Source organism: Streptomyces sp. NRRL F-5122 (assembly GCF_001507435.1).
Taxonomy (GTDB): domain Bacteria; phylum Actinomycetota; class Actinomycetes; order Streptomycetales; family Streptomycetaceae; genus Streptomyces; species Streptomyces lannensis.
The window spans coordinates 1-22,526 of sequence record NZ_LMWH01000070.1 but is presented as its reverse complement, the minus strand read 5'-3'; the positions used below and the strand labels follow the sequence as shown (position 1 = coordinate 22,526).

Genomic DNA, 22,526 nt, shown 5'->3' with positions numbered 1-22,526 from the left:
GAGCGGTAGCGGCAATCAGGGCCGGTTGCCGCTACCGCGTTGTCGCAGGTCAGACCCTGTTTTCGGTGCCGGGTAGCGGAGGTAGCGGACTTTCCGGGGGTGGGGGGCAGTAGCGGGCCCACGCGTCCCACAGATCGGCGGCGTAGTAGCCCTTGAGGACGCTCCCTGCTGCCTTGATGTTGCGGGAGGCGATGGGCTCGTTGTCGGTCGTCATGTACTCGGCGAGCATCCGGGACAGGCGCCGGTTGTCGAGCGGCTTGCCGTGCAGGTCGGCCCAGGGGGCGTCGTCCAGGGCGTTGAGGCGATCGAGGATGGCGACGGTGGGCAGGCGGTCGATACCGACCAGGACGTGATCCCGCAGGTCGGCCAGCAGTCGGACGCCGAGACTGCCTTTGTCGTTGGCCTTGGATGCGGTCACCAGTGCCACGCATGCCTTGCGCGCCCGCTCGGGCCACTGCCCGCCGGCCGCGTCGGCGATGGCGAGCAGGGGCTCCCACACGTCCGCGGGTCGGTCGGTGACGCCGTCGGGCATCTTCGGCCACGCCCCCATGACCGAGTCGCGCGCGTGCTCGGTCCACTGCGCGAGCTGGTCACGGAGCTTGTGCCCCTCCGCCTCGTGGAGGCGGGCGCGGAAGGCTTCCACGCGTTCGTTGCGGGCCCGTCGGCGCATCCGGATGACGACCGAGCGGGTCATGATCGTGTCCGGCAGTGCTCCGAGTCCGGCGACCGCGACGGCGCAGTAGGACGGGAAGGCTTGCACGCTCTGGTTGCCGCCGTCGCCGATGCACCGGTAGGTGACCCCGGTGCGGCGATGTCCGGCGTTGAGGAAGCCGCGCAGTTCCTCGTTGTCTCCTGCCTTGGGCCCGAAGATCGTGTCGATCTCGTCGAACAGGATCGTCGGCCGGCCGCTGGGGTTGGACACGGACCGGAACAGGGCGGCGGCGGACGCGTTGACCGCCGTCATGGGAGCGGGAACGAGGGTTTCCACGATCTCCAGCGCCCGGGACTTCCCCGACCCCGGTTCCGGGGACAGGAATGCAAGCCGTGGGGTGGAGTCGAAGCAGTCGAGCAGGTGGGCGTGCGCGTCCCACAGCGCGACCGCGACGTAGGCGGCCTCGTGTGGGAAGACGTTGAAGCGGCGGTGGAAGGCTTCCACCTCGTCGAGCAGCGCGGCCCCGTCGATGGTGTCGGTCATGCAGCGGCCCTCCCTTCGGTGTGCTTGCTGGGGGCTCCGGTGCAGAAGTGCTTGTGCGCGGCGTACTCGGTGACGAGGTCGGCCACGTCTTGCTGTCCGCGGGCGGTGTCGGTCTGCCCGCATCGGCAGGCGTAGGCGGCGGTGGGCGTGGCGCCGTAGCGCTTGGACCAGCGGGCCCCGTCCCAGTGATGCCGGTAGACGGGTGGGGCGAAGATGTGGATGCCGGGCCGTTCCGGTGTGGGGTCGCTGGCGGTGCTGGTGTGCGGGTCAGGGCGAAAGACTGAAGTGACGCCCTTGCGGGCGGCGCCTTTCGGCTCGCCCACGGCCGTTGTGTCCACAGGCTGTGGAGCGACAGGCGGCCCGGTCGGGGTGGAGGGGATGCTCTTCAGGCGGGGGCGGGGAGGGGTGCTCATGCCGTCTCCCTCCTGATCTGGTTGTGGGTGATGGACCAGTTGAGGGCGCTGCGGAGAGTGGAGCGGCACTCGGACGCGGACAGTCCGGCCGCCTCGCCCCCCGCCTGAAGAGCCTGTTCAACCACGTGCCGGGGGAGGTCGCCCCACGCGACGAACCGCCCCAAGGCTCGCGCCGCCCGGAACAACTTGGCCTCGCGTTCGCCGTGTTGGGCTGTGGCGACGTTCTGCGTCTCGTTGGCGAGTGCTACGTCCGCATATCGGCGTGATTGCCCCGTTAACGCCTCTGAGGGGCTCTGAGACGGCTTGGGGGCGGGTTGCAGGATGGTGTGCAGCCATTCGGGCAGAGGGGCCGCCAGGCGGTCGCACAGGGCTTCGTAGCGTCCGGCGGGGGTGATGCTGCCGGCGGCGACGACGTGGCCGCCCCATGCGCGGGTGTCGACCGAATCGGCAACGGTGCCCGCGGTGTTGGTCAGTCGGACGCCCGGCGGGGCGGTGAAGTACAGGTGGCTGCCGCCGCTCGGGGTCCGGGTGCGGTAGGTGTCGGGGACGGTGTGCCCGGCGCGCTCGCAGAGCGCTCCAAAGGTTGTCGCGCCGTCAGGCGCGTCCGAACTGCCCTTGTGCTCTGGCGTGTCCAGGTCGACGACCAGCAGCCCGGACGGGCCGGTGGCGATACCGACGTTGTACGGGGCGTGCGACCAGGCGGCACGGATGCGATCGGGGTCGGTGGTCGCGCGCTGTTCCCACTTGCGGTGGCCGTCGGCGCACTCGCCGGTGCGGGTGCAGGACTTCTCCCCGTGCAGCGCCGGCGGCTTGCCGCCGGGCCGGAGGGGGAAGACGTGCCAGCCTCGTTCTGCCGCGTCCAAGGCGGCGTGCATGAGGTGTTCGTTCACGCCGCCACCCCCAACGCGGGGGCAAGGGTGGCGCGGTGGGCGCGGCCGATCCATTCGGTGTAGGCGGGTGGGATGGCCTCGGTCAGTTCCTCGCGTACCTCGGTCCAGGTGATGCCGAGTGCGGCTTGCAGCTCGGGGACGGTGGGTTTGCCGCCGCCGTTGCCGTAGGCGGCGACGTACGGGCCGTCGTAGAAGCGGCCGTGCCGGTACCCGCGCACGCGGCCCCGGTGCGGCCGGTGGGCTGGCCGGTCGGTGGTCCATCCGCCCAGCTCGAAGTTGCGGTGCCGGATCACTCCGAGACCGAACATCTCGCCGCACAGGGTGAGGTCTTTGCGGATCTCCGCGCGGCCGTTGGGCTGCTCGATGACGTACGGCAGGCCGGACTTGTCGAGCAGTGTGCGGGTGGGTGCGACCAGGTCGACGTGGGAACGGCCCCATCCTTGTGAGGCGTTGGTGCCCACGGTCAGGGCGCATCCGTGCTGGCAGGGCGGGGAGGCGTGCACAAGCACGTACCGCCGGATCTCGCCGGTATCGATCAGGTGCGCGAGGTAGGTGAGCGCGTCGCCCCGGTGGTACGGGAAGGGGTAGTTCGGCCGGTGAGCGACGTCGCAGCCGTCCACGGCGAACCCGGCACGCTCGTAGCCCTTGGCGGCGCCACCGGCACACGAGAACAGATCGAGTAAGCGCGGCTGTCGGCCGTGCTGGGGCAGGGATACGAGGTGTGTCATGCCTGCTCGCCCCCGCCCGTCAGCAGGTGGTGCAGGCGGGCGGTGTAGTTGTCCAGTGCGGTGGTGAAGGCGGTGTGGTCGTCGCTGTCGAGCGCGGTGAGCAGGGCGGCGACCTCGGGGCGCGGGCCGGGGTCGGGGATGCCGTGCAGGTTGCGGGTCAGCTCGTGCAGCAGGGAGCGGGTCAGGTACGGGTCCAGCTCGTAGCGGTGCTCGTGCAGGAGGTACGGCGCTGCGACGATGTGCAGGGCCAGGACGGTGCTGCCGTCGGGCCCGGTCTTCACCCGGAAGTTGACGGCCGGCTGGGGCGCGTCGGCTGCTCGCCCGTTGCTGGTCGGATCGGTCATGCTGGAGGTCTCCAGTTCCTTGATGGGTGACTGGCTGGCAAGGGCGGCCCCGTGATCTTTGGCGAGATGAGGGGGGCCGCCCTTGGCGTAGCTAGCCGTGGAAGTGGTTGCGCTTGAAGACGGCTTTGCGGATGTTGACCGTCGTTCCGCCCTTGTGGCCGCTCGCGCTGAAGGTCTGCACGGCGATCCATCCGCCGAAGATCACGGCGGCCAGGATGATGAGCTGAGTGATCAGCGCCGTCAGGGCGGCGATGAACGTCGTCAACAGCAGCAGCCCCCCGCACACAGCGAGGAACCCCACGCCCCCGAGTGCGACGTTCACCGCCGCGCGAGAGACGGCCGGCTTGGCAGCAACCGGCTCGGGCTGAGTCGGCTGGATGGCGTAGCCGGTGACGACGCGGCCGTCGGGCAGGACGATGCTCGCCACGCTCGGCAGCGCCCCCGGTTGGACGGGAATGATCGGCGCCGGCCTCACAACGGCGGGCGGGAGCGGTGCGGGGTGGTGGACGTCCACGGCCCGCACTGCGGGCGTGTGGGCGGGGTGTTCGGGGTACATGCGGAATCCCTTCCGACCGTTGGTCAGGGAGGCGGAGGCACCCCCTTGGGGGTGGCGTCTGGAGGGGGTTTCGGGCCTGTGAGCTGGGACGCCTCCCTGCTTCCCTGAGTGATCATTTGTGCAGGTCAGGGGCAGGGAAGTGGGCCAGGGAGGGGTTCAGGGAGTTCTCCCTGCCTCCCTTACCCGGGCGGGGTGCGCTTCCCTCTACCTGTCGGCGGAAGCGGAACCGTCGCTGTCGCGGTTGGCGAGCGCCCGGTGGACGCGTTCGCGGGCGACGACCATGCGGCCGTCGGACTTGTACGGTTCGGCGCCGTGGGCGTCGAGCACGCGCTTGAGGTCGCCGTTGGTCCACGTGCCGTAGGCGTCCTCGTTGAGGGCGGCGAGTCGCTTGAGGACGTCGGTGGTCGGCACCCGCGGTGCGTCGCCGAGGGCGGCGGCGATGTCGGCGAGCGGGTCACGCTCCTCGTCCCGCTCGATGACATGCAGCGTGGTCACGCCGTCCCGCAGCATGCGGGCGCGGGCGGCGATCTCCTTGGCGTCGTCGGTGCTGATGTAGTGCGTGCGCACCGTGATGGACGCCTGCCCGGCAGGGATCTCGATCCCGTCCGAGGCGACCACGACCGTGCCCTTGTCCAGACCGGGTCGCAGCAGGTTCGGTGCGGCCCCGCCGTCAACGGCCTTGTCCCCCAGCGCCATCCGGGCCTGCGACTCCGTGCCCAGCGCGAGTGAGGCACGCGTGTGGGCGCCTTCCCGCACGAGCTTGGGAAGGTTCTGGTCGGTCGGGTCCTGCGTGCCCTGCCACATCAGCACGTTCACTGCCCGCCCCTGGTTGTGGATCTTGCGGACGGCCATGAAGTACCGGGAGGTGGCTTTCGAGCCGCCGTAGGGGCGCTTGTCCTCGTCCTGAGCGGGGCACATGAACGCCACCTGCGCCTCGTCGACCAGCACGATCAGGGGCGGGAACTTGGTGCCGGGCGGGGCCTGGAGACGGCGGTTCATCTCCACCACCGCGCCTTCGACCATCTCGGTCACCTCGATCACGTGCTCATCGGTCGGCCCTTGGATGAGCACGCGGGCAAGGCCGTCGAACATGGCCCAGTCGCCGGCGCCCTTGAGGTCGCCCATCAGGAACTCCACCGACCGGTCCAACGCCAGCCACAGCGCCAGGGAGCGCAGGGCGGCGGTCTTGCCCTGGTTGGACAGGCCCGTGATGAGCAGGTGTCGCTGATACAGGCTGAGCGCTGCGGCGTCGCCGCGCAGGTCCTGGCCCCACGGCGCCTTGCCCTTGGCGTAGTCGGCGGTCAGGGTGTCGTCGGTGACCAGCGGGGACGGGCCGATCGGCTCGTCCAGTGCTCCGGAGTCGGCGATCCACAGCCGAACCGTGCGGGCGGCCTGCGGGATGGTGATGAACACCTCGTGCTCGTGGCGGGTGAGGTTCTCGGCGAGCTTGCGGCGCTTGCCCTGAACCTCGTTCGTCGACACCCCCGACGGGAGGGTGACGTCGACTTCCACGCCGCATCCGGCGATCCGGATCGGACCGAGCATCGAGGCGCCAGCATCGCCCATCTCCTTGATGGCGTTCCGTAGTGCCGGGACTCCGAGGTCGCGCAGGGCCTTGACCACGATCGACGGCGTGATGGGCTCCCCTTCCCCGTTGCGGACGCTCTCGGGGAGGGCCCAGGCGGGGGCGGCTTGCTGCTTGCTGCCGACGACCCACAGGGCGAGCAGGGCGAGGAACGGGCCGATCGTGACGAGCGGGCCCCACACCACCTGGACGATCCGGATCAGCAGGGCGATGAACTCGATGACCGCCGCGATGGGGGTGATGACGTCGGTGACGTCCTTGTTCGCGATGGCGAGGACCACCCCGAGGGCGACCAGGCCGCCTATGCCCATCCCGGTGCCGACCAGGGCTCCCTTGGCCGCGTCGACGGGCGAGTGGAGCAGGTCCATGCGGCGGCGGTGGCGGGCGTCGCGGAAGCGCTGTCCGCGCTCCTCCCACTCCGCGGCAGCCTCGTAGTTCCCGGCGGCTTCCGCCGCTCGGAGCATGCGCTCGTAGCGGGCGGCGGTCCTGCCGTCCCAGGTGCGGCGGGCGACGATCCGGGCCCCGCCGGCGATGTAGAGGGGGTGCCGGGCGACCGCTCGGGCGGTCGTCGTGGTCTTCTCGTGCGTGGCGGCCGTCTTGATGGCACGCCCGGACCGCACCCACAGCGGCACCGGCGCCGCCGGTGCCGGGTCGGGAACGACGGTCAGCCGGGTCACTGTGGGTTCGGTGTCTTTGTGCAGGTGAACGACGCTGTCGCTCATGATTCGGGTACTCCTGACTGCCCCGAACGAGGGGGCGGAAGATTGGGGGGTGGGGTGGCCGTGCGGCCGTACGGTCACCACCAGATCGACGACTTCTTGGTGACCCTGGCGGCCTTGGTGGCGGCGGCCTCGTTCACGAGTCGCTGGCGCTCGGTCTGCAAGGCGGTGATCTCGGCGATGAGCCGGATTTGCACGGACTGCCACGCGGACTGGAGGCGTTGTTCGGCGCGTGCGGGGCTCTTGCCTCGCATGACGCGGTAGGAGCCGCCGGCGAGCGCGGCGAGCACCGCGCGGCGCTCTGCACCGGTCAGCGGCCACATCTCCTCGTTGCGGACCGCTTCGAGCTTGCGCGTCGTCTGACGGATCTCGCGGTCCAGACGGCGGGTGTCGGGCTTGCCCATGGTCAGGAACTCCTCGGGGCGTTGGAGTGGTCGGGGTAGGCGCAGGGCACGCACGTGCCGAGGTGGGCGGGGATGACGTATCCGGCGTCACGCCGGCAGGCGGGGCAGACGCGGCGGGCGGCGTTGGCCTTGGCCAGAGCCGCCCACCGGCCCGGGGTCATGGGCCGGACCGGTAGGGCGAGGTCGACCCGGTAGAGGTAGGCGACCAGCGGGCCACGCCGGCGGCGCGGCCGTTCGAGCTGAGCCGCCACCTGTTGACCGCCGGGGCGCAGACCGCGCGCCCGCAGTTGGCGGCGGGTGGCGTAGCCGTCCGGGGCCAGGCGCCACCGGTAGGTCGGCAGCGTGGTCATCAGACGGTCGTCTCAGCCTGTGTGGCGCGGTCGGCGAGGATTGTGTCTCGCAGCAGCCGGGCGTTCGCTGGCGAGGTGTGCACCTCGCGGCGGATGCCTTCGGCGGTCACCTTCGTGTCCGGCCAGTCGGCCGTCACCGAACGTGCCTCGTCGAGCAGTTGGGCGGGGGTGCGCTTGGGGCGGGGTGACTTCGCCGCGTCGGGCACACGGCCCGTAGCACCGCGCGGTCGGGGCGACTCGGCAGCCACCGTCCGGTGCTCGATCGGGGCAACCGGAGTCGGCTCGATCGAGGCGAGCGGCTTCAGCGACGCGGTCGACTTCAGGTAGTCGACCGCCACCGGATCGGGCACCCGCACGACGGTCGCCGGGACCGGTTCGGGGGTCGATTCGGTGAGGTCAGCCGTAGACCGAATCCTCGTGGTCTCGGTGGATTCCTCCGCATTCGTGGTGGTGGGTATCGGGGTGGGGCGGTGGTGCAGGACCTTGGCGACGAGATCGGAGCCGAAGTAGATCGACCCGACCGGAAGCGACGTCGCCAACAGGACCAGAGCCCAGTTGGCGGGGTCCCATTCGGCGAGTCGACCCCAGTCGACCGTCCGGCCGTGCAGTTCCGGGACCAGGCCGTGCACGTAGTTCAGGACCAGCGAGGCGAGCGTGTAGGTGCCCAGCACCCGCAGGGCGAACGTCCGGTCACGGCCAACCAGAACGAGGGTGGCGACCAGGGCCAGAGCCATCAGGCCGTCGACCACGAACGGGTACAGCGTCGCGGCCGTGTTGTCTGCGCCGATGGCGTTGGCGATGTCCCGCAGCGCGTTCCACGAGACGCGGAACGCCATGCCGACCACGCCGACCAGCGCGGTCACGAGCAGGACGCGTCCCTTGCGGTTCATGCCGCACTGCCCTTCCGGCGGGCGCCGTGCCGCAGCCAGCCGAGGCACTGCGCGAAGCAGCCGGCCGCGACCAGGTAGCGCCATGCGTGCTCGTGCGTGATGAACAGGGCCGTCGTGCCAGCCATCGCGGCGAGAGCGCCCGCCAAGACCAGCAGCAGCGGCCAACCGCGCGGGGAAGTGGTGTCGCTCATGCCGCACCCCCGGCTGCGCCGGCGGTGCGGTTGACCAGGTCCCGCCGGGCGATCAGGACCCGGTTGCGGGCCCGGCGGATACGCCGCGCGTCCAGCTCCGTCGGTGTGCGGTCCAGGGCGGTGATCTGCGCGTCCAGCAGGTCGACTTCTGCCAGGATCAGCGGGAGTTCCCGTTCGATGGCGTCCAGCTCCGCGGGCGTCGGCTCGCGGTCGTACTCGTCGGCGGTAACAACCGTCTGAAGTGCACCGATGTGCTCCATGGGTCGTGTACTCCCTCACAGGTGGGCAACGGCCCGAACCGCGCCCCCGGTGTTCCCGCACCGGGGGCGCTTGCCGTTGGGGTCGGGGTGTCCGGCTCCCCTCAGCGCTGCACGTACGAGACGTGCAGCGGAGGCAACCGGCCGCAGCAGTTGAGCCGCGGAAAGTTGAGGTCGCGCTGTACCTCACGCGGGCGATCCCGCGTAACCGCCTACTTGGCCGAGGAGAGGCGGCGTGATCCCCATGCAGTTGTCAAGAAACCTGCGCTTCCTTCGTACTGACCCCTGCGGGCTTTCCTCCGGGCGCTTCTGTACGGCAGGGCCGTACAGGACACCACCTCCGACTTGTCTGGAGGAGTGCCGATGCCAAGAGATTGCATGAGTCAGGCTTGGAGAGTCAAGCCCCCTGGTCTAACTTGTACGGAGGAGTCGGAGTAGAGGGGATGCCTTGCCGGTGCGACGCGGAATGACAAAGGCGCAGGAAGTGGCCTATGACCTGCGCGAACAGATCCTGTCCGGGGCGCTGAGTGGGGGTGAGGCACTTCCCAGCGAATCGAAGATGATGAGCCAGTACGGCTACAGCCGGGAGACCATCCGTGCCGGCGTGCGCCTCTTGATCGAGGAAGGTCTGGTCGTCACAGGGCAAGGTCAGGGCAAGTACGTCCGTGAGGACTACCCGCCCGTCGTGTGGAACTGGACGACCCTGGAGAGCCGGAGCCGGCATGCCAACGCAGTCGAAGGGCGAACCGCTGGCGATCAGTGGGCAAGCGTGGTCTCAGAGAACGGGAACGCTCCCCGCCAAGACATCACGGTGTCGATCGTTGAGCCACCTGCACACGTCCGCGCGCGACTTGAACTCCCCGCAGACGGTCTGGCTGTGGCTCGAAAGCGCATCCGGTTCATAGACAACCGGCCTTACGCACTTGCCGACTCGTACTTCCCCCAGGAACTCGTTAGCGGCACGCCTCTGATGGAGCCCCGTGACGTTTCCGCGCCCGGCGGCATCCTCGCCTCCGTGGGGCTTGTGCAAGCCAAGTACGTGGACGAAATCTCAGTACGCATGCCGACCCGCCAGGAGGCGGAGCTACTTGCCCTACCTGCGGCAACACCCGTCGCCGAACACACTCGAACGGGCTACGACGCGGACGGTCGCCCCCTCCGCTGCATGGTCACCATCCTCCCCGGAGACAGGCACAAGATCCTCTATGAAGTCAGTACAGACTGAGCGCCTCCGCCCCGCAGCGGCGGAGGACGTACCCGCTCTCTTGGCCCTACGCGCAGAGGCCGAGGGGTGGCTGCGTACCAAGGGAACCGACCAGTGGAGCGATCCAGAGACGGGCGAGCGCGCTATCTCGAAGTGGCGCGCGAGCATAGATGAGGGGCGTGCGTGGGTCGTCGTTGGCGAGCATGACGAAGTGCTTGCCACCGTCAGCCGTGGCCCTGTCGACCGTGACTTTTGGACGGATGCCGACCGTCCCGAAACGGCGCTATATCTCTACAAGCTGATCGTTGCCCGAGAAGCGTCCGGCCGGCAGCTCGGAACACGGCTTATCGACTGGATGTCCCGGCTCGCCACCCTGGAAGGACGAACGTGGGTGCGCATCGACACGTGGCGCACAAACGTCGGGCTGCACGCCTACTACGAACGGTTGGGATTCCAGCACCTACGCACGGAGGCGCCGTCCCACAGGCGGTCGGGGTGGCTCGCTCAGCGTCGGGCGGGTGAACTAGCCCTGCCAGATGACCTCTTGCTTGTTGGCCCCAAGGAGGGGGGCCACGGAGGTACGGCAACACCCCTCGAAGTGCCGCACCAGCGGGCGGAGACAGGGTCTAACGACGACTTGACCAGCGGAGACGAGACGACACGCTGACATCGACAGATATGGACACCTTCGCAACGGACGAGAATCGGTACGTCGCTCTCGATTGACGGCGCCTCGGTCGTCGCAATGGCACGCTCCACCTGACGCCACGAACCACACCCTCCACGGTGTGTGGACGGCGGACGGTCGGAGCAGGGCGAGTAGCGATGGGCGGTTGAGTGTGATCCAAATCACTCCCTGCGCATATGAGCACAAGAGGTGACAAAGTCACGCTTGCCTGCCTGTGGATCACTCTGTGGACAGGCTCCGGCCCCTTGGGGGATGCCCTGATCAAGCCTGTGAGCCCACATGTAGTGGTCCTGTGGAAATGAGCCCCCACATCTAGTGGTCGCGAGTGATTGCAGAGAGTGAGGGTGAATGGTGTACTAGTCGTGCTCAAAGTGAGCAGGCCCCTACTCGGGGTCAACATGAAGTTGAGTCCACCCGAACCAGGGGCCTGATGCGTTGGCGCGCTTTAGGACCCTACCTCCGCCGGCTCGGAAGCCCAAGAGGGGGAGGGTGGGTTCACTCGGTTAAGAGGAACCATGACCAGGCCGAAGACCTACCACGTTACGCAGCGTCCGGACGGAAAGTGGCAGGCCAGGGCCGAGGGAGCGCAGCGCGCCTCCGCCGTGGCCGACACCCAGGCCGCAGTGGACAAGCGCGCCGGTGAGATCTCCCGCAACAACGGTGGGGGCGAGGTCATTCGCCACGGCCGCGACGGGAGCATCAAGGACAAGCGCACCATTGCCCCCGGCAACGACCCGTACCCTCCGAAGGGCTGAGCTGACGGACTCACTGCAGAGTGGGCATAGCAAGGCCATCGGCATGTAGCCGGTGGCCTTCGCCTCGTCTCCGCTCAGTTGCAGCACTCGCGTCCCATGCTGCACCGGCAGGCATCGCCGGTCGTGGCGGTCGTCAATGCGGGGGAAGCGGCCGTGCGGGAGGCCGACCGGAGCACGGCGAGCGGAGGCTGCTGGCCAGGGGATATAGCTCGGTGTCCGATCAGTAAAGGGTCTAGCTATTCCCGCAATGGGTGCACCCCTTCTAAAAACTGCCACGAACACAGAAGGCGCGAGGTTAGAGAAATGGCTGACCCCACCAAGTTAATGCTGGACGACCTCTCGCGTAGGTACGCGGAGATGAATGTTTCGAACGCGTTCCTGCGACTGTACACGGATGATGCTCGATTCGGTCGTGTTTTCGCCAGTATTCACGAGCGGCTGAACGGGCATTTCGAATCTATAAATGACAGGGCGGAGACGACCCGTCATTATTGGGCTGACGCAAGCAGGGAAATGATTGCACTCGCCAAAGAGGTGGACGATGTCGTCCAGTCCCTTAGGCATGCTGGCGTCGACGTGCGACTCGCAGATGGTTATGCAACAGCGATCAAAAGCTGTCGCTCATGGCTGGTGCGCAGCGGGGGGAGTGCCGTGCCTGATGACTTTGAACAGATCGAGGTTGTCAAATATGAGCCTGTTTTGTTTCGCCCGGGCACCGAAATTCAACTGAAAAAGCATTCGGGGCGCAATCAGTTGCAGTTGATTGGTGAGGGCTCCTACGCAAAGGTGTTCTCCTTCACGGACCCCGATTATGGCAAAAAGTTCGCGGTCAAGCGCGCCAATAAAGATTTGGGGGATCGCGACCTTCATCGATTCCGGCAAGAGTTTGAAATCCTCAAACGCCTGAGCTTCCCTTACGTTGTGGAAGTGTACCAATACGATGAAACTCGCAATGAGTACAAAATGGAGTTCTGCGAATCCACACTTCGCAACTACATCAAGAAGCGCAATAGTAGTTTGCCGTTTTCGTCACGGAAGAGAATTGCTTTGCAATTTCTGTACGGCATCAACTACATTCACAGTGAGGGATTGCTTCACCGTGACATCAGTCTTCAAAACGTCTTGGTGAAGACCTTCAATGGCGGAGCAGTCCTGGTGAAACTCTCGGACTTTGGCCTCGCCAAAGACCGGAGCTCCGAATACACCCGAACGAAGACGGAAATGCGCGGAACAATTCGAGACCCTTTATTGGTCAGCTTCAAAGAGTATGACGTACGCAATGAAATCTATTCGATTGGGTGGGTGCTTTCCTATATCTTTAGCGGTAAAGAGGCTCTGATGTCCCGAGCGGACACCCCGAGTCAGATCGTGCGAAAATGCACGGCGCACGATGTTTCTGAGCGATATCAGAGCGTGCGTGAACTAATTGCGGACGTTGAAAAACTGGAAGCGACGCCTACGGACGCGCCTGCTTGAAGTCTAATCACGGGTGGTTGCTGATTTAGCCTCCTCCCAAAGTTCCGCCCACATCTCCATCGACATACGGCGACCGTTCACTGAGGCAGAGGGCCAATCCAGGGAAAGCGGTGCCCCTGGAAGCGCGTGAACTCTATGCTCCCTACTGCCATCTTGCGCTCCTAGCAGGGGAGGATTCGATCACGACCCCAACACGTCCGCGTACGCTGACAGACCTGTAGCGATTGCAGCCAAGGCCGCGACGCCGAGACCGCCGAGCGCGATTTTATCTGTGATGGATAGATCTTCCCACCATCGACGGTCAGAGATCTCCCCAGTCACACTCAGGAGTGTTCCGTTTTTCGCCTTACCGGAACTTCCAAGCAAGAACACAATTAGCCCGACCAATCCTCCCCCAACGGTGCCGGCAGCGACAGTTTCGCGTGCTCCATCCTTTAATGTTTGGTAGGCGGTGACCGCCACTGGTGCAGACATCATGCCCGCAAGGAGTCCTATTTTCGCTGCTCGGTATGTGCGAAGCCGATACACCGGCTTTTCTCCAGCTACCGACTCAACGATAGATTTAAGGCGTGCGGTCTGACCGTGTACCCATGTTGCATCGGGTCCTGAAATGTTAGCGCAAAGCCAAAATTGATTTATGTCGATTGAAATTTCTCTTCCATCATCGGAAGCGATGAAAGCTAGATTCTGCCACACGTTCGGGTCGCCGGGGAGCGGCGAGGTGGCTACAGCGGAAACCAATTCTTCTAGTGTGAAACGAGTGAGGCGTGTATTGCTCCGCTCCGTCTTGAACATGATCCGCTCGGAGGGGAAACCTTCCGATGCGATAGAGAAAAGGCGGTCTAGCTGAGAACGTCCGACGCGGTAGGTGTAGAACTCGAATCGGTTGCTCGTCAGGTCTCTGTGCTCGGTCACCCTTGCATTCTGCCCTCCCCTCGTGCGACCTGTCTCCAGCGTGGGGCACTTCGCCCGATCTTTGACCTGCCGGGTGCGGAGCGGTCAGCTTTCACGAGGCCCACACGGTGATGATGACGTCCGCCAGGAACCACAACGCGGCGGCAGCAAGAATCGAACGGTTGACCAATCGCGAACGTCGCCGCGACTCGGCTTCGACCTCCTCAGCGCTCCTCCCTTCAGGGCTCGGGTGGTACCGCCATCGGCCCGTCGCGAGCCAGATGGCTACGAGCGCCAAAACGACGTAAAGGTCCAACTGGCCCATTTCCACGCTTAGTTGATATGGCGTCATCTAAGGCTCCCCTCTTCAGTGCAGCCGGGAGTCTAGTGCGATGGGGAAACGACACATCGTCCTGGGCGCTCTGTGACCATCCTCTTGTCGAAAGGGCGCTGAGTGAACGGGGCGCCCATCGTCTACCGCGCCATGGGAATGCCTAGCGGGATCGTCGGGTCGACGCATAACGTCTACGAGCGGCAGGGACCGTCCCCCCGGTGCACGCCAACCGATACGCCAACAGCGGCACACAAGGACAGCTACCGCCTGACACCCACGCCACCACGATCAGGCGGCGCCCGCCAGAACACGGCCTGAAAAGCGGAAGGTCGCCCACTGCCTCGTGGCCCTGACCACCTGAGGGCCAGTCCGGTGGCCACGGCCCTACGAGTGAAGCCGCAGCCCTAGGGTCTGTTGCGTGACATCAGTAGCTGACATCAACACAGGCGCACACCCCCGCACGGGGGCACGCCTTCAATTGGCAGACGAGCCAGCAGATTCCAGCAGGGGAACGGTCTGTGATGATGCTGCACGCGCCTACGGATCAGAAGGTTGCAGGTTCGAATCCTGCCGAGTGCACACAGATCAGAGGCCCCGGAGTGATCCGGGGCCTCTGGTATTTCGAGGCCGTGCGGCAGTGAAGTACGGCAACCGCGTTGGCCGGTACCGCCCATGGCCTCGGACAGCCTGCCGATCGCGGCGCGCGCCTTCAGTGCGTCCGGGCCAGGTGACGTCTACGGGCGACCGGGCCCGCCGCGAGTCGAGCGCCGAACCGCCACCGTCACGGATGCGGCAGCGCGAGCGGACCGAGCGACCCGTACACGGGCCGAGGGAGGGCCGGTTGCTGCCATGCCGTGGCCGAGCCCGTCGTGGGAGCTCCGCCGGGTTCATCGCCGTGGTGAGTCCAGGATCGGTGAAGCCGGGGCCCCGAAGTCCCTCCGCCGGCCTCAGGAACGGGTCGCGGCGTCGACTTCGGCTCCTCGGCCCGGATCCCGGCACGGGGCGAAGCCGACCGGCCGCCGGATCGGCCGGCACTCGCGCCGGGGCCGCAGTTCGTCGGGTGTGCCGTGGGCAACTGCTGGTGTCCCCGTCCGGTCCTGCAACTGTCGGGCCTCTTCCGGTGGGTCTCGATCAGCGACCCGGTGAGGCCGTTCTGCCCGCTCGCGCCGTCCTTCCCTCTCCTTCCCGTATCACCCCTGTCACCCCGGTGACCACGTCTCCCGTCCCGCCCGGGCTTGCCGTCCTTGCCCGGCGGGCCGGTGGGACCGGTCGGGCCAGGAGGGCCGGAGGGGCCGGGCGGACCGGGAGAGACGGAGTCGACATGGTTTCCCTGGAGGTCGATGCGCCGTGCCCGCAGATCGTCGATCTGCACTTGGTGGGCGACGATCGCAGTTGTCTGCGCGACGAGCGCGACGATCAGTGATGCGCCGAGCACAAGGTCACGCCGCGGCCTCCGCAGCGCTTCTTTTACGCTACTCACGCAACCCATTACACTCCGTGGCGAGTTCACGGGACCGTGTTCCCGACGCGGGACGGCCCACTGGTCACCGGTTCGGGTGATGCCCCTCCTGGTGCTGCGGTTCGTCGGAGGTTGCTGTGTGCGACTGCGGTGATCCCCGAACGGTCACGCACGGGTTGAGTACGTTTCAGGGTGTGGCGGACGGGCCGGCCGGGAGGGCCCGGTCGTCGTCGTCGTCTTCGCTGTCGCTCTGGGTCTCGCTCGGCGTCGACCCGGCGGCGGCGTTTTCCCCGTCCTTCCCGTCCTTGCCGTCATGTCCGTCCCGGCCGTCCCGGCCGTCCTGCCCGTCCTGTCCGTCCTGTCCCTCCCTCCCGTCCCTTCCGTCCCTTCCGTCCTTGCCCGGCGGGCCGATCGGACCGGTGGGGCCCGTGGGGCCGGGCGGGCCGGAGGGGCAGGCCTCGATGGAATGAGCCTGGAGGTCGATGTGCTGTGCCTGCAGGTCGTCGATCTGCACATGCTGGGCCACGAGCGCAGCCGACTGCGCGACGAGCGCGACGATCAGCGATGCGCCGAGCACAAAGTGGCGCCGCGGGCCACGCAGCGCTTCGATTACACTTCTCACCATGCCCCCTCACGCTGTGTCACGGCGTGAGTGTAAATGACGAAGAATTGGAGACGTCGGACCTCCTCGGCGAGTGTGCCCACGGCGACCCGTACGGTCGCCGTCGTCGGCACGGGCGGCGAGCCTCCGGCTCGCTCCGGTCCTGTTTTCGGGCCGTCCACCGAAGCGGTCGGTTAATGTGCGCGGATGCCGAACGTACGCACGCATGGCAGCTACCGAACAGGCGGTCTGTGGGCCGGGGCCGGGATCTCGTTCGGTGCCCTCGTGGTCGGTTGCGGAGTGGCCCTGCTCGACATGCTCGAATTCGACGAGCGGTGCAATCACGGGCTGATCCGGGGACCGGGCCGGCTGCTGCGGGTGCGTGAGCAGGCGTTTCCCCCCGCGACCGTCTGCGAGTTCGAGCGTGGAGACGTCTCCTCCGTCGGGGGGACGGGAGTGCTCGGCGCATTGCTCTGGCTCGGCATGGTGGCTCTTGTCGTCTGCCTGGTCGTGGCGCTGGTCGCGGAGTGGTTCGAACCGCGTCTCGGCAGCGATCTGGTGGTGCCGACGACGAGGGGCCGGAAGCTGCGGCGCACGGGGACCGCTTTCTTCGTCACCGGCTCCGTCTTCCTCATGCTCTACGCGTTGGCCGGGTGGAAGCTGTTCACGGGACCGGCGTCGGTCTGCTCCGCGGGAGCGGACTGGGGGGCCGATGCGCCGCGGACTCTGGCGTACAGCTTCTTCCCACCGCAGGCCACCTGCCAGTACACCAGCGGCCTGACGCGAAGGATGAACCCCGAATGGGTCGCTTCGCTGTTGATGGAGTCGGCTGTTCCCGCATTGCTGGCCGGGGTCGGATGTGCCCTCGCCTGGCTGCGTCTGCGTGCAGAGCGGCGGGAGGCGCCTCCCGGCACCGCAGCGGCGGACTCCGCGCTCGCGGATCCGGGCCGGTCCGCTCGCTGAACGGCGGCGCCCGCGTCCGCCGGGACCCGCCGCTGTCGGTGGTGGAGCCTAGGCTCGAGGGCGATGACTCAGGTGTGGAGATGTACGGGGCTGCGGTGGGGTGAAGGCGGGCCCGAGCTGGCGTGGGAAGGCGGGCGCCGCAGTGGTCTCGCACGGGGCAAGCGGGTGGCGTTCGCCGTTCTGCCGACCGGTGTGCGCACATGCGTGGGGGCTCGTGGGCACGCCTGTCCGGTCCTGGCCGAGGTGTCCGGGCGGAGCACCGGTGCGCGATGCGAGGAGTGCGCTCGTCTCGACCGCGCGCACTCCGTCGCCGCCGATACCGTCGCCGACGACCCGCGGCCGTATCGCGTGTATCTCGCGTGGTTCGGACCCGGCATGGTCAAGGTCGGGATCACCGCGGCCGAGCGCGGCTCGGCGCGGCTCCTCGAACAGGGTGCCGTCTGCTTCAGCAGGCTGGGGTGCGGGCCGCTGATGGCGGCGCGGCGTGCGGAGGAGCTGCTGCGGGCCGCGCTCCGGGTACCGGACCGGATTCCCTACGCCGACAAGCGGGCGGTGCGGGCCGGGTTGCCGCCCCTCGGGGAACGGGTCGCCGAACTGGCCGAGCTGCACAAGCGGGCCGTGGGCCTCGAGGGGTGGCCGGAGTCGCTGGAGCGGGCGCCGTTCCGCGCCGTCGACCACAGTGGTGTGTTCGGGCTCGACGGGCTGCCCCGCATGGACGGCGTGGTGAGCGAGCTCGCCGCCGGAGGCACGGTGAGCGGGGAGGTGCGGGCCGTCGCCGGGCCCGATCTCCATCTGGCGACGGCGCGGGGGCTTCTGGTCCTGGACACGCGGTTGATGTCCGGGTGGGAGCTGACGGCCGCCGCAGACGACGAAGTGACGGTACCCGTACGCAGGTCGGTGGAGACGGACGTGCAGGACGGGTTGTTCTGACCGTCCCGGACCGGCCGGCCGCCGTGGGACGGTCAAGACGCGGACACCTTTCGGACCCCGTACGGCAAGAGGCTGGACGGCCGGCACGGACACGACTGATCGTGATGACATGAGCGATCACCCCGTTGCGCCTGTCGCCGCCCATGAACCGCCGTACTACGCCGTTGTGTTCACCTCCGTGTACACAGAGGAGGACAACGGATACGCAGAGACCGCCGAGCGGATGGAGGAACTGGTCAGGGACGTCCCCGGGTATCTGGGCATGGACCACGCCCACACCCCGGGCGGGCTCTCGATCACCGTCGGGTACTTCCGGGACCTGGCCGCCGTCGAGGCGTGGCGGAGCGATCCGGAGCACCGTACGGCGCAGAAGCAGGGACGCGCGCAGTGGTACGAGGCGTACACGCTGCACGTCGCCAGAGTCGAGCGCAGCAGTGCGTTCCGGCGACCGCGGGACTGAGCCGGTCCACTGCGGGCCCTCCTCCGAGGGACCGTCATCTCCTGGTCCACGCACAGGTTCCGGGGCGGGCGGGCCCGCCCGCCCCGGCTCGAGTTCGCCCTCGCGGCGAGGTCGCGGCCGCGGAGGCCAGGTCGTTCCACGGACCTTCCCAGGAATTGCCTGAGAGGCGCCTGTGCGTTTCTCAGGGAAATTACAGATTGGCGAAAGGGCTCTCTCAGAGCACCTCGACAAGGTGTCCACCATGACCATGACCTCGCCCCAGGGGCGCACCGAACTGCTGAGGCCGGACGGGAGCCCCGTCCGTGTGCTGGTGGTGGACGACGAGCTGTCCATCACCGAACTGCTGTCCATGGCCCTTCGCTACGAAGGCTGGCAGATCCGCAGCGCGGGTGACGGACAGGGCGCCCTGCAGAGCGCCCGTGAGTTCCGGCCCGACGCCGTCGTCCTGGACATGATGCTCCCGGACATGGACGGGCTCACCGTCCTGGGCCGGCTGCGGCGCGAACTGCCGGACGTGCCGGTGCTCTTCCTCACGGCCAAGGACGCCGTCGAGGACCGGATCGCGGGGCTGACCGCGGGCGGCGACGACTACGTCACCAAGCCGTTCAGCCTCGAAGAGGTCGTGGCCCGGCTGCGTGGTCTGATCCGGCGGTCCGGTGCCGCCGACCGCCGCTCCGACTCCGTGCTCGTCGTCGGTGACCTCACCCTCGACGAGGACAGCCACGAGGTGTCGCGGGCTGGCCAGGGTATTCACCTGACCGCCACCGAGTTCGAACTGCTCCGCTTCCTGATGCGCAACCCGCGACGGGTGCTCAGCAAGGCGCAGATCCTGGACCGGGTGTGGTCGTACGACTTCGGCGGGCAGGCCAACGTCGTCGAGCTCTACATCTCTTACCTGCGGCGGAAGATCGACGCCGGGCGTGAGCCGATGATCCACACGCGGCGCGGTGCCGGTTATCTGATCAAGCCCGCCGCGTCATGAGCACCCGACGACGGCCGCGGACGCAGCGGCGGGTACGACAGCCGCGCACGCTGCGGACACGGCTCGTCGTCTCTGCGGTGACGTTGATCGCCGTGGTGTGCGCGGTGATCGGCACGGTCACCACGATCGCACTGGGCCAGCATCTCGACCAGCAGAAGAACGCCCAGGTCACCGACGCGGGTCGACGTGCCGCGGGGCTGCCCAGGGGCGCACTCGACGACGGGGGGCCGCCCGCTCCCGGTCGCTCGGCCGTCCCGCCCGTGGTCGACTCCACCGGCACGGGCGAGTCGACGGACGACAAGCTGGACTTCATAGTGACCCGGGGAGGGGCGCAGCCCGGGTCGGTCGCCGCCGTCGTCGACCCGAGCGGCAGGATCGTCAAGGCGGCCGTGGCCGAGTCGCGCAACGACAGCAGCGGCGGCTTCAAGGGCATGGTCGCCAAGGGGCTGAACACGTCCCAGGCCGCCGCGCTCTCCTCCGTGCCGAGGAGCGGCATCCACACCGTCGACATCCCGGGCCTCGGCGAGTACCGGGTCACCTATGTGGAGGGAACCCGCGGCAACTTCTACATCGGGTTGTCCACCGCCGACGTCACCAGCACCGTCAACACCCTCATCGTGGTCGAGGTGAGTGTCGCGGCCGCCGGCCTCGTGGCCGCCGCTATCGCCGGATACGTCCTCGTCGGCATCGCCACCCGTCCTCTGCGCAAGGTCGCCGCCACCGCCACCCGGGTCTCCGAACTGCCGCTCCACAGCGGCGAGGTGACCCTCGACGAGCGGGTACCGGAGTCGGAGACCGATCCGCACACCGAGGTCGGCCGGGTGGGGGCCGCGCTCAACCGCATGCTCGACCATGTCCACGGCGCCCTGCACGCGCGGCAGCAGAGCGAGATGCGTGTGCGGCAGTTCGTCGCGGACGCCAGCCACGAACTGCGCACCCCGCTCGCCTCCATCCGCGGGTACGCCGAGCTGACCAGGCGCGGGCGGGAGCAGACCGGCCCCGACACCCGGCACGCGCTCGCCAGGATCGAGTCCGAGGCCGATCGGATGACCCTGCTCGTCGAGGATCTGCTGTTGCTCGCCCGGCTCGACGCGGGACGGCCGCTCCGGTTCGAGCGGACCGATCTGGTGCCGCTCGTCGTGGACACCGTCAGCGACGCGCGCGCGGCCGGACGCGATCACAACTGGCGGCTGGAACTGCCCGACGAGCCTGCGCTCGTGTCGGCCGACGCCGCACGGCTGCAGCAGGTGCTCGTCAATCTGCTCGCCAACGCCCGTACGCACACCCCGCCCGGCACGACGGTCACCATATGTGTGCGACGGCGCGGGCCGTGGCTGTGCGTGGACGTGCAGGACGACGGCCAGGGCATTCCCGCGGAGCTGCTGCCGCACGTCTTCGAGCGGTTCGCCCGCGGCGACTCGGCGCGCTCCCGGACCACCGGCTCGACGGGGCTCGGGCTCGCCATCGTGCAGGCCGTCGCCACCGCGCACGGCGGTGCCGTCACGGTCGACAGCGTCCCGGGACGAACCGTGTTCACCGTGCACGTACCGGCGTTCACCCCGCGCAGGCCGGCGCCCGATCACGAAACGAAGCCGAAACACCACTCACAGGCGCACCACAGCACCACCACATGGGTGCGACAGGGCGCTTGAGAAGAGTCGGTGTCATGCGAACCGACTTTTCTCCCGGCGCCCTGCCGACGCGGGAGCACCTCCCTGCCGGCGACGCCGGTACGCCGGTCCTGGACGTAGTGATCCCCGTCTACAACGAGGAGAAGGATCTCCGGCCGTGCGTGGTCGGACTGTACGAGCACCTGCGGCGCACGTTCCCGTACGCGTTCCGCATCACGATCGCGGACAACGCGTCCACGGACAGCACCCCCCGGGTGGCCGCACGGCTGGCGGCGGAGATCGCGGAGGTGGGGTCCCTCCGGCTGGAGCAGAAGGGCCGCGGGCTTGCCCTGCGTACCGTCTGGTCCGCCTCCGACGCCCCGATCCTCGCCTACATGGACGTGGACCTGTCCACCGACCTCAACGCGCTGCTGCCGCTGGTGGCTCCGCTGATCTCGGGCCACTCCGATCTGGCGATCGGTTCCCGGCTCGCCCGGACCTCCCGCGTCGTGCGCGGCCCCAAGCGCGAGTTCATCAGCCGCGCCTACAACCTCGTCCTGCGCGGTTCGCTTCAGGCCCGCTTCTCGGACGCGCAGTGCGGCTTCAAGGCGATCCGCCGTGATGTGGCCCAGGCGCTGCTGCCGCTGGTGGAGGACACCGGATGGTTCTTCGACACCGAGATGCTGGTGCTCGCCGAGCGCGCGGGTCTGCGCATCCACGAGGTACCGGTGGACTGGGTCGACGACCCCGACTCCACGGTGCACATCGTGAGGACCGCGACCGAGGACCTCAAGGGCGTGTGGCGGATCGGCAGGGCGCTGGCCGGCGGTTCGCTTCCGCTCGATCGGCTCGCACGGCCCTTCGGTGACGATCCGAGGGACCGGGAGATCGCGGACGTGCCGCGGGGCCTGGCCCGCCAGCTTGTCGGCTTCTGCGCGGTCGGTGCTCTGTCCACCCTCTTCTACCTGGTGCTCTACAGCCTCTTCCGGCAGGTCTCGGGCTCGCAGAGCGCCAATGCGCTCGCCCTGCTGGTCTCGGCGATCGCCAACACGGCGGCCAACCGCCGGCTCACCTTCGGGGTGCGCGGCCGAGGCGGCGCCGTCCGGCACCAGGCACAGGGCCTGGTCGTCTTCGCCATCGGCCTCTGCCTCACCAGCGGTTCTCTCGCCGCCCTGAACGCGGCGACCGACAGCCCCCCGCACTCCACGGAACTCGCCGTGCTGATCGCCGCCAACCTCGCGGCGACGATGCTGCGCTTTCTGCTCTTCCGGGCCTGGGTGTTCGTGGACCGGCACGGTGATTCGCGCAGGCCCGTTCCGCCCGTCGCCGCCCACGGGCCTTCCTCGCCCGGCTGCGCCACGACGAGGGCCGCCCACGACGAGCAGCAGCACCAGCCGTACGAGCGGCACCACCGCCACCGGCCGGATGAGCAGCCGCCGCGGCCACAGCCCCCGGCGCCGTACGACACGACCCGGTCCCGCGCCGACGCGGACCACCTCCCCTGGAGCGATGCCACCGTGCCCTCGCAGCACACCGATCCGAGGAACCACGATGACTCCCAATGAAGATGTCAAGCCGCCTCAGCCAGGGGTGGTGTGAGTTGGTAGCACCGTCCGTCACGCAGCAGCGCCCACAGGACATTGACCCG

General features: G+C 68.0%; 24 protein-coding genes. 10 read left to right on the top strand and 14 right to left on the bottom strand.

Annotation, left to right across the window (positions count from 1 at the left end; genetic code table 11):
- Positions 1 to 49: 49 nt before the first annotated feature.
- The 12 genes from ADL25_RS10020 to ADL25_RS09965 form a co-directional block, all read right to left on the bottom strand.
- Positions 50 to 1,195: a DUF3631 domain-containing protein gene (locus ADL25_RS10020; protein WP_059127313.1), complete on the bottom strand. Its 1,146-nt coding sequence runs from the start codon at positions 1,193 to 1,195 to the stop codon at positions 50 to 52.
- On the bottom strand, positions 1,192 to 1,608 hold the full coding sequence (locus ADL25_RS10015; RefSeq protein ID WP_234380811.1) for a hypothetical protein: 417 nt from the start codon (positions 1,606 to 1,608) through the stop codon (positions 1,192 to 1,194). The genes ADL25_RS10020 and ADL25_RS10015 overlap by 4 nt, the downstream gene beginning before the upstream one ends.
- Entirely contained in the window at positions 1,605 to 2,498 is an 894-nt protein-coding gene (locus ADL25_RS10010; RefSeq protein WP_234380809.1) for a bifunctional DNA primase/polymerase, read from the bottom strand. The genes ADL25_RS10015 and ADL25_RS10010 overlap by 4 nt, the downstream gene beginning before the upstream one ends.
- Positions 2,495 to 3,226 carry a DNA cytosine methyltransferase gene (locus ADL25_RS10005; protein ID WP_059127310.1) on the bottom strand — a complete coding sequence of 244 codons (732 nt, stop codon included), beginning with the start codon at positions 3,224 to 3,226 and terminating at the stop codon, positions 2,495 to 2,497. The genes ADL25_RS10010 and ADL25_RS10005 overlap by 4 nt, the downstream gene beginning before the upstream one ends.
- Positions 3,223 to 3,570 (bottom strand): hypothetical protein, encoded by a 348-nt coding sequence (locus ADL25_RS10000; protein WP_059127309.1) that lies wholly within the window; start codon positions 3,568 to 3,570, stop codon positions 3,223 to 3,225. Before ADL25_RS10000 ends, ADL25_RS10005 begins: the two co-directional genes overlap by 4 nt.
- A 91-nt stretch (positions 3,571 to 3,661) precedes the next feature.
- Positions 3,662 to 4,126, bottom strand: a complete 465-nt coding sequence (locus tag ADL25_RS09995; RefSeq protein ID WP_059127308.1) for a hypothetical protein — start codon at positions 4,124 to 4,126, stop codon at positions 3,662 to 3,664.
- A 204-nt stretch (positions 4,127 to 4,330) separates the two neighbouring features.
- Complete coding sequence (locus tag ADL25_RS09990; RefSeq protein ID WP_059127307.1) at positions 4,331 to 6,433, bottom strand: cell division protein FtsK; 2,103 nt, start codon at positions 6,431 to 6,433, stop codon at positions 4,331 to 4,333.
- Between the two features lie 74 nt (positions 6,434 to 6,507).
- A complete protein-coding gene (locus tag ADL25_RS09985) occupies positions 6,508 to 6,834 on the bottom strand; it encodes a hypothetical protein (RefSeq protein WP_059127306.1) in 327 nt (108 codons plus the stop codon).
- Positions 6,835 to 6,836: 2 nt separating this feature from the next.
- Positions 6,837 to 7,184: an RRQRL motif-containing zinc-binding protein gene (locus tag ADL25_RS09980; protein ID WP_059127305.1), complete on the bottom strand. Its 348-nt coding sequence runs from the start codon at positions 7,182 to 7,184 to the stop codon at positions 6,837 to 6,839.
- A complete protein-coding gene (locus ADL25_RS09975) occupies positions 7,184 to 8,074 on the bottom strand; it encodes a DUF2637 domain-containing protein (RefSeq protein ID WP_059127304.1) in 891 nt (296 codons plus the stop codon). Before ADL25_RS09975 ends, ADL25_RS09980 begins: the two co-directional genes overlap by 1 nt.
- The gene (locus tag ADL25_RS09970) at positions 8,071 to 8,265 is read right to left on the bottom strand and encodes a hypothetical protein (protein WP_059127303.1); all 195 of its coding nucleotides are present in this window, start codon (positions 8,263 to 8,265) and stop codon (positions 8,071 to 8,073) included. The genes ADL25_RS09975 and ADL25_RS09970 overlap by 4 nt, the downstream gene beginning before the upstream one ends.
- Positions 8,262 to 8,525, bottom strand: coding sequence for a DUF6284 family protein (locus tag ADL25_RS09965; protein WP_059127302.1), 264 nt, complete (start codon positions 8,523 to 8,525; stop codon positions 8,262 to 8,264). The genes ADL25_RS09970 and ADL25_RS09965 overlap by 4 nt, the downstream gene beginning before the upstream one ends.
- 481 nt (positions 8,526 to 9,006) lie before the next feature.
- Here ADL25_RS09965 and ADL25_RS09960 point away from each other — a divergent pair, with 481 nt between their 5' ends.
- The 4 genes from ADL25_RS09960 (at position 9,007) to ADL25_RS45935 (ending at position 12,645) form a co-directional block, all read left to right on the top strand.
- Positions 9,007 to 9,747, top strand: a complete 741-nt coding sequence (locus ADL25_RS09960) for a GntR family transcriptional regulator (protein ID WP_159044908.1) — start codon at positions 9,007 to 9,009, stop codon at positions 9,745 to 9,747.
- On the top strand, positions 9,728 to 10,393 hold the full coding sequence (locus tag ADL25_RS09955) for a GNAT family N-acetyltransferase (RefSeq protein ID WP_079050277.1): 666 nt from the start codon (positions 9,728 to 9,730) through the stop codon (positions 10,391 to 10,393). The genes ADL25_RS09960 and ADL25_RS09955 overlap by 20 nt, the downstream gene beginning before the upstream one ends.
- Before the next feature lie 536 nt (positions 10,394 to 10,929).
- Complete coding sequence (locus ADL25_RS09950) at positions 10,930 to 11,169, top strand: DUF2188 domain-containing protein (protein WP_059127300.1); 240 nt, start codon at positions 10,930 to 10,932, stop codon at positions 11,167 to 11,169.
- A gap of 303 nt (positions 11,170 to 11,472) precedes the next feature.
- Complete coding sequence (locus ADL25_RS45935; protein ID WP_234380807.1) at positions 11,473 to 12,645, top strand: protein kinase family protein; 1,173 nt, start codon at positions 11,473 to 11,475, stop codon at positions 12,643 to 12,645.
- A gap of 180 nt (positions 12,646 to 12,825) precedes the next feature.
- On the opposite strand, the gene ADL25_RS48920 is transcribed toward ADL25_RS45935, so the two are convergent.
- Together ADL25_RS48920 and ADL25_RS48915 are read right to left on the bottom strand one after the other, a co-directional pair.
- Positions 12,826 to 13,560, bottom strand: coding sequence for a hypothetical protein (locus ADL25_RS48920; RefSeq protein ID WP_159044907.1), 735 nt, complete (start codon positions 13,558 to 13,560; stop codon positions 12,826 to 12,828).
- A 1,959-nt stretch (positions 13,561 to 15,519) separates the two neighbouring features.
- Entirely contained in the window at positions 15,520 to 15,957 is a 438-nt protein-coding gene (locus ADL25_RS48915; protein ID WP_079050275.1) for a hypothetical protein, read from the bottom strand.
- A gap of 183 nt (positions 15,958 to 16,140) precedes the next feature.
- On the opposite strand from ADL25_RS48915, the gene ADL25_RS09935 reads away from it, so the two are divergent.
- From ADL25_RS09935 to ADL25_RS09910, 6 genes are all read left to right on the top strand, one after another.
- Positions 16,141 to 16,896, top strand: coding sequence for a hypothetical protein (locus tag ADL25_RS09935; protein WP_059127297.1), 756 nt, complete (start codon positions 16,141 to 16,143; stop codon positions 16,894 to 16,896).
- Positions 16,897 to 16,959: 63 nt separating this feature from the next.
- Positions 16,960 to 17,826 (top strand): DUF2797 domain-containing protein, encoded by an 867-nt coding sequence (locus ADL25_RS09930; RefSeq protein ID WP_059127296.1) that lies wholly within the window; start codon positions 16,960 to 16,962, stop codon positions 17,824 to 17,826.
- 109 nt (positions 17,827 to 17,935) lie between these two features.
- Positions 17,936 to 18,286 (top strand): antibiotic biosynthesis monooxygenase family protein, encoded by a 351-nt coding sequence (locus ADL25_RS09925; RefSeq protein ID WP_059127295.1) that lies wholly within the window; start codon positions 17,936 to 17,938, stop codon positions 18,284 to 18,286.
- Between the two features lie 241 nt (positions 18,287 to 18,527).
- A complete protein-coding gene (locus ADL25_RS09920) occupies positions 18,528 to 19,268 on the top strand; it encodes a response regulator transcription factor (RefSeq protein ID WP_059127294.1) in 741 nt (246 codons plus the stop codon).
- Positions 19,265 to 20,920, top strand: coding sequence for a sensor histidine kinase (locus ADL25_RS09915; RefSeq protein WP_059127293.1), 1,656 nt, complete (start codon positions 19,265 to 19,267; stop codon positions 20,918 to 20,920). The genes ADL25_RS09920 and ADL25_RS09915 overlap by 4 nt, the downstream gene beginning before the upstream one ends.
- A 14-nt stretch (positions 20,921 to 20,934) precedes the next feature.
- The gene (locus ADL25_RS09910) at positions 20,935 to 22,443 is read left to right on the top strand and encodes a bifunctional glycosyltransferase family 2/GtrA family protein (protein ID WP_059127292.1); all 1,509 of its coding nucleotides are present in this window, start codon (positions 20,935 to 20,937) and stop codon (positions 22,441 to 22,443) included.
- The last annotated feature ends 83 nt before the right edge of the window (positions 22,444 to 22,526 follow it).

What these genes read in the sequence shown, in the direction of transcription:
- ADL25_RS09980 (WP_059127305.1), bottom strand. Translation starts at nt 7,184, where the DNA reads ATGACCACGCTGCCGACCTACCGGTGGCGCCTGGCCCCGGACGGCTAC.
- ADL25_RS09920 (WP_059127294.1), top strand. Translation starts at nt 18,528, where the DNA reads ATGACCATGACCTCGCCCCAGGGGCGCACCGAACTGCTGAGGCCGGAC.
- ADL25_RS09990 (WP_059127307.1), bottom strand. Translation starts at nt 6,433, where the DNA reads ATGAGCGACAGCGTCGTTCACCTGCACAAAGACACCGAACCCACAGTG.
- ADL25_RS09930 (WP_059127296.1), top strand. Translation starts at nt 16,960, where the DNA reads ATGACTCAGGTGTGGAGATGTACGGGGCTGCGGTGGGGTGAAGGCGGG.
- ADL25_RS10015 (WP_234380811.1), bottom strand. Translation starts at nt 1,608, where the DNA reads ATGAGCACCCCTCCCCGCCCCCGCCTGAAGAGCATCCCCTCCACCCCG.
- ADL25_RS09965 (WP_059127302.1), bottom strand. Translation starts at nt 8,525, where the DNA reads ATGGAGCACATCGGTGCACTTCAGACGGTTGTTACCGCCGACGAGTAC.
- ADL25_RS09985 (WP_059127306.1), bottom strand. Translation starts at nt 6,834, where the DNA reads ATGGGCAAGCCCGACACCCGCCGTCTGGACCGCGAGATCCGTCAGACG.
- ADL25_RS09950 (WP_059127300.1), top strand. Translation starts at nt 10,930, where the DNA reads ATGACCAGGCCGAAGACCTACCACGTTACGCAGCGTCCGGACGGAAAG.
- ADL25_RS45935 (WP_234380807.1), top strand. Translation starts at nt 11,473, where the DNA reads ATGGCTGACCCCACCAAGTTAATGCTGGACGACCTCTCGCGTAGGTAC.
- ADL25_RS10000 (WP_059127309.1), bottom strand. Translation starts at nt 3,570, where the DNA reads ATGACCGATCCGACCAGCAACGGGCGAGCAGCCGACGCGCCCCAGCCG.
- ADL25_RS09935 (WP_059127297.1), top strand. Translation starts at nt 16,141, where the DNA reads ATGCCGAACGTACGCACGCATGGCAGCTACCGAACAGGCGGTCTGTGG.
- ADL25_RS09975 (WP_059127304.1), bottom strand. Translation starts at nt 8,074, where the DNA reads ATGAACCGCAAGGGACGCGTCCTGCTCGTGACCGCGCTGGTCGGCGTG.
- ADL25_RS09955 (WP_079050277.1), top strand. Translation starts at nt 9,728, where the DNA reads ATGAAGTCAGTACAGACTGAGCGCCTCCGCCCCGCAGCGGCGGAGGAC.
- ADL25_RS09995 (WP_059127308.1), bottom strand. Translation starts at nt 4,126, where the DNA reads ATGTACCCCGAACACCCCGCCCACACGCCCGCAGTGCGGGCCGTGGAC.
- ADL25_RS10020 (WP_059127313.1), bottom strand. Translation starts at nt 1,195, where the DNA reads ATGACCGACACCATCGACGGGGCCGCGCTGCTCGACGAGGTGGAAGCC.
- ADL25_RS09910 (WP_059127292.1), top strand. Translation starts at nt 20,935, where the DNA reads ATGCGAACCGACTTTTCTCCCGGCGCCCTGCCGACGCGGGAGCACCTC.
- ADL25_RS09970 (WP_059127303.1), bottom strand. Translation starts at nt 8,265, where the DNA reads ATGAGCGACACCACTTCCCCGCGCGGTTGGCCGCTGCTGCTGGTCTTG.
- ADL25_RS48915 (WP_079050275.1), bottom strand. Translation starts at nt 15,957, where the DNA reads ATGGTGAGAAGTGTAATCGAAGCGCTGCGTGGCCCGCGGCGCCACTTT.
- ADL25_RS09915 (WP_059127293.1), top strand. Translation starts at nt 19,265, where the DNA reads ATGAGCACCCGACGACGGCCGCGGACGCAGCGGCGGGTACGACAGCCG.
- ADL25_RS10005 (WP_059127310.1), bottom strand. Translation starts at nt 3,226, where the DNA reads ATGACACACCTCGTATCCCTGCCCCAGCACGGCCGACAGCCGCGCTTA.
- ADL25_RS09925 (WP_059127295.1), top strand. Translation starts at nt 17,936, where the DNA reads ATGAGCGATCACCCCGTTGCGCCTGTCGCCGCCCATGAACCGCCGTAC.